The organism is Okeania sp. SIO3I5 (assembly GCF_010672085.1).
In the GTDB taxonomy this organism is placed as follows: Bacteria; Cyanobacteriota; Cyanobacteriia; order Cyanobacteriales; family Microcoleaceae; genus Trichodesmium.
This window is the reverse complement of the sequence record NZ_JAAHHT010000345.1, coordinates 1-3,763: the sequence shown is the minus strand read 5'-3', so window position 1 is coordinate 3,763 and position 3,763 is coordinate 1. Positions and strand designations below refer to the sequence as shown.

The 3,763-nt window shown below is 32.9% G+C and carries 3 protein-coding genes; 2 read left to right on the top strand and 1 reads right to left on the bottom strand.

Features of this window, described 5'->3' with window-relative positions; all coding sequences use genetic code 11:
- Window positions 1-1,160 (top strand): hypothetical protein (locus tag F6K40_RS37235; protein ID WP_293144346.1); only part of this gene is annotated, 1,160 nt, incomplete at its 5' end.
- A 190-nt stretch (window positions 1,161-1,350) separates the two neighbouring features.
- Window positions 1,351-2,856: an MBOAT family O-acyltransferase gene (locus F6K40_RS37230; protein WP_293144343.1), complete on the top strand. Its 1,506-nt coding sequence runs from the start codon at window positions 1,351-1,353 to the stop codon at window positions 2,854-2,856.
- 162 nt (window positions 2,857-3,018) lie between these two features.
- Here the strand turns inward: F6K40_RS37230 and F6K40_RS37225 are convergent.
- The coding region (locus F6K40_RS37225; RefSeq protein ID WP_293144340.1) for a serpin family protein at window positions 3,019-3,763 on the bottom strand (745 nt) is incomplete at its 5' end.

The following is a 3,763-nucleotide window of genomic DNA, read 5'->3' as shown; positions in this document are numbered from 1 at the left end:
TTATAATTTTAAAGATTTTGGATCAACAAAAATTTATGACGAAAGTTGAGTTCTTGAAAAATCGGAAATATTATAATTTTTTGGCAGCAGCTACTTACAGTATTATTTTCATAATTACATTAACAGTAGTTTTTGTTCTTGCCAATATACTTTTTCCTTATCCTAACATTCCTAATTATTCTAGTTATGTTAGTGTTAAGTTAAAAAACTTTGCCGAACACAAAAATGAATATAATGCTATTTTTATCGGTCCTAGTACAACTTTTCACGGTATAGTACCTAATTTATTTGATGATTTAATGGCAGAAAAAAACCTAGAAATTAAATCTTTTAACTTAGGATTTGGTGGAGCAACAGTAGCAGAGATAGACTTTTATTTAAGAACAATTATTGCTTTAAAACCAGCTAATTTAAAGTGGTTATTTATAGAATACCAAGATAGTTTGTATGAGCACCTCAGTAATGCAGATTCTGCCAGAAGTATATATTGGCATACTCCCAAGGAAACTATCTTAGCTTTAGGTATAACCTTGGAACAAGAAAAACCCTGGCGACAAAAGTTTTCTATTGCTTATGGTAACTTCAAAAGTTTATTCTATAGAATTTTATCGATGGGTAGATTTTCTGATTTTTGGTCAGAAAAAGTCTTAGGTTCTAATTTAGTTGAATTTATAAAACAACCATACTCCAAAAAGTTGATACAAGAATCTGGATATTCTGCTTTAGATGGGAAAAAAAAACCTGGTAAAAATGAGATTGGTCGTCGGCAAAGATTTTTAAATAATTTAGATGATTATTATCAAAGGGTAGATAAGTTGAAGCAAAGGAACACTGCATCAATTAATTTCTCTAAAACTTATAGCTTGAAAGTTCTCAAAAATATGTGCGCTCGCATCGAAGAACAAGGAATTCAGCCCATTATTTTTATATCTCCAACTTTGGAATATCAAGAACAAACAGCAATCGAATTGTCTAAACGGTACAATAAATCGGTAGTTTTTGCTTTCAACAATCCCGAAATTTTTCCTACTTTATATCAAGTTGAAAGTAGATCGGGTTTCGCCCACCTAAATGACAGAGGTGCAAGGGAATTTACTCGTTTTATGGCAGAACAATTTGCTAAATATCTGGAAACAAAAAAATCAGGAATCTATCCTTAAATCCGGTTAAATACTTATTATTTATATAGTTGTAGTAGGGGAGATTGAATATTGAAGTGTAGTTATAAACATATACTCTATTCTCAACATTAGACATTTCCCACAATAAAAAATAAAATAAATTATTGTACATAAATAATCAATTATTTGCCTCTATTCCCTATTCCCTATTCCCTATTCCCTATTAGAAATGATTTTTACAGAATTTCGCTTCCTATTTTTCTTCCTTACAGTTTTCTGTATCTATTGGATATTAAGGGAACACCAACATCGTAAAATTTGGTTACTCATTTGCAGCTATATTTTTTATGGCGCTTGGGATTGGCGCTTCTTATCTTTAATGTTGGCTTCCACAATCATTGATTATATCGTTGGTTTGATGATATCGAGACCTATAATTGATGATGCTAATCCAGATTGGGAAACTAAGGAAACTGATAAAACGAAAAACTTTGATTGGAACAACTTTGCTTCTAAACCTATAGACTCTCGACAACGCCAACAATGGCTAGTATTGAGTTTAATCGGCAATCTTAGTATCTTAGGATTTTTTAAATACTATAACTTTTTCACTGATTCAGCAGCTAATTTTCTCAATTTGCTCGGATTACCCCTAAGTTGTCCGATTCTAGAAATTATTCTACCTGTAGGAATTAGCTTTTATACCTTTCAAACCCTCAGCTACTCTTTAGATATTTACCGAGGTAAACTCAAACCAACTAAAAACTTTTGGGATTTTGCCTTGTTTGTCAGCTTTTTCCCCCAATTGGTTGCTGGACCTATTGTTCGTGCTGCCATCTTTTTACCTCAGTTATTGACACCGAAAACATTTAGTCAAGTGGAGGTTAGGAGTTGTTTGATGCTGTTTTTGGTAGGATATTTTAAGAAATCCTGTGTCGCAGATAATCTTTCTCTGATAGTCGATCAGTATTTTGCTAATCCAGAGATTTATACAGTAGCGAGTGCTTGGATAAGTGTAATCTCTTTGAGCATCCAAGTTTACTGTGACTTTTCTGGATATTCAGATATGGCGATCGCATCTGCTGGTTTACTAGGTTATAAATTACCTTTAAATTTCAACTTTCCTTACTTTGCCAGTAACATCACGGAACTCTGGAAACGTTGGCATATTACTATGTCTAGTTGGTTCCGAGACTATCTTTATATTCCTTTGATGAAAAGGAGAGAAAAGAAAAATAGAACCAGTATATTCTCTTATAGTAATCTTATCTACACTATGTTGGTAACGGGACTATGGCATGGTGCAGCTTGGCATTTTGTGATTTGGGGAGGACTAAATGGTATAGCTTTAGCGGTACATAAAGAATGGTCAAAATGGCTATCTCCCTACAAGAAATTACTACCTGTGAGAAATGCTCTAGGTATTCCTTTAACGTATTACTCGTTTTGTGCTTTTGGAATCTTTTTTCGCTCTCAAGATTTTTCTAGTGGTTTAACTATTGTCAAATCTTTTGTCTTGTTTAATTCTCCTGGTACTGAAAACTTAGCACTTCAAGCTCGATGGATATTTATCCCTTTAGTATTGTTACATTGGGCAGCATACAAAAACTGGTTTACTAACTGGTGGCGTATAATTCCCAATTGGAGTTTTGCAGCTATTTATGCAGTTTGTGTCTCAGCTATTTTACCTTTAGTTAGAGTTGTTCATCAACCTTTTATTTACTTTCAATTTTAAAGCGCTACGCGAAGCGTGAATAGGGAATAGGGAATAGCAGATTGTGAAAAGGTTTTAGGATTTTAGGTTGACTATGACAGAAAAATCAAGGGATAATTCTTTCTCCTGCCTCCTTTCAACAATGAATAATTATTAATTATTGAAGCACCAGTAAAGACAAATTTAGTTTTCTGGATTTGTAATTTTTCCCATAAACAAAATAGTGCCAGAATTATTATCTCTAATGGCAAAAAAGAAGGGACGATTAACTAACATATCGACAGGTATTACTGCACTTTGTAATGTTATTTTTCCGCTGGTAGTTGCTGCTGCTTCTGTTCCTGTTTCATTCACTTCAACAAATGTTTTATGTTTAACTTCACTGATAAATAATTTCTCAGGACTCATTCCAGAAAAATCTGCTCCTCCCGCCTGAAAAGCTATTTGCATTCCTAAAGATTTCAACATATCATTGAGAGTCACTTCATATTCATTTTTAAACTTTGGCAAACCTAAATTAACTTCATAACCTCCTTCAAACTGTTTCATCCAATTTTCCCAGTTTTTTTCATTCAAAACTTGATAAAATTCCTCTAAACCGACTTGTTCCCTGGGGAGAAATATATACATACTAACTAGACCTTTTTTATAGGGCAAATTGACTGCTTGAAAATATTGATTCTCGTAATATAAATATCTTGACGATTGGAACATAATTGGATGTTGTTTTTGAGTTCCATTGACTAAATAAAAAGGCATCTCTTTAGTAGAAAATTCTGAAAATTGTTGTTGCCAATTAGCCTGGAAATAAATAGCATTTAACAACACCATGACATCATTGGGCTTGAATTCTTCAATAATTTTATCAATTTTGCCTTGAGTCTTATCTTTTACCCAATTATTGATAATTTTCGGACTTTCAGGATCG

Coding starts and splice junctions, on each gene's coding strand:
- F6K40_RS37230 (WP_293144343.1), top strand. CDS start 1,351: ATGATTTTTACAGAATTTCGCTTCCTATTTTTCTTCCTTACAGTTTTC.